Origin of the sequence: Selenomonas sp. CM52 (assembly GCF_000292955.1) — a bacterium.
GTDB lineage: Bacteria > Bacillota > Negativicutes > Selenomonadales > Selenomonadaceae > Selenomonas.
This window is the reverse complement of record NZ_ALNM01000007.1, coordinates 1-1,110: the sequence shown is the minus strand read 5'-3', so window position 1 is coordinate 1,110 and position 1,110 is coordinate 1. Positions and strand designations below refer to the sequence as shown.

Annotated in this window: 2 protein-coding genes; both read right to left on the bottom strand. The window is 47.8% G+C overall.

Annotation, left to right across the window (positions count from 1 at the left end; all coding sequences use genetic code 11):
- Positions 1 to 31: 31 nt before the first annotated feature.
- Entirely contained in the window at positions 32 to 409 is a 378-nt protein-coding gene (locus HMPREF1153_RS01000; RefSeq protein ID WP_009645062.1) for a hypothetical protein, read from the bottom strand.
- A gap of 222 nt (positions 410 to 631) precedes the next feature.
- Complete coding sequence (locus HMPREF1153_RS00995) at positions 632 to 976, bottom strand: single-stranded DNA-binding protein (RefSeq protein ID WP_009645063.1); 345 nt, start codon at positions 974 to 976, stop codon at positions 632 to 634.
- Positions 977 to 1,110: the final 134 nt, after the last annotated feature.

Genomic DNA, 1,110 nt, shown 5'->3' with positions numbered 1-1,110 from the left:
AGGGTGGAGAATCTGGAAGCTGCCGCTTTTCCTACGCCTTTTTGGCAAAGACCGTGCCGGATTTGAAGTGTTCGCAGATTCCTTTTTCCAAGTCTACATGATCCCTGACCTTAGTATAGCCCAACGCTTCAAGCACCTCTTTATTCATGCGTCCGATGGCTTGCCGGACTTGATCATCCTTCAGCCTCAGGTCGCATTCATCCTTGTGCATGCGGAAGTACTCCTCTACGGCGGGCCCGCTTGCCAGGATTGCCGGCTTGCCCTTATCGGACATCTCGGCCAGCTTGCGCTGCATCTCTTCCGTGCAGATGATGTTCTCGTAAATATGCCGCGCTGTCTGGCTGTCAGCAAGGAAGGAGTTGAAGGGAGTCGAGTCGAGGAAATCGTCGAAAGAGGGGAGCCTTGTCATGAAAATTATCCTTTCTGTACTTGTGACGTCATGTTATATGCGCTTCAATAGCTTGTCAGCCGCTTGAGCAGAAACAGCTACCAAAGTTTCTGCTAAATTCATTCCTGTGGTCGGTTACGTCTCTGAGATGATTATATCACAGACGATGTCGATTTTCGGGTTGATTCCGGACTTTGCAAAAAAAATTAATGATTGTGCGTGTGGTTTTCTATATAGCCGTTTTCATACGCGCTCATACTGCATGATGTTTGAACTGTCTTTGCCGAGTACTTTTACAATCGAGATGGCATCGCTTCGTACCATCTCGTAGAACGTCCTGCCGAGCGTCAGTTTCGTGCCGCGGCTCTGTGTCCAGTCTGTGCCGAAGAGCGATTTCAGATTGAATTTCGTGCCAGGAGTCAATGCTGTGACGCGGGCAATCGTCTCAATATAGGCTTTGGAGAGCTCATCAGCTTCACCGAGAAGCAGGCTACGGATGTAGACACTCGTCGGCACCCCTTTTTGCGCAGCTTGCTTTTCGAGACCGGCATACTCTTCATCGGACAGTAGTACTTGAAGGTTTTTCAATGGAAGTCCTCCTTTTGTGACCAATATTGAAAATGCCTAAACTCATATTTATATTGTATATCAGAGATAAGGGACTGTCAAGCACTTTTGAGAGAATATTTTAGGAAGCGCTGATAAAATGAGGTCGCCCAGAT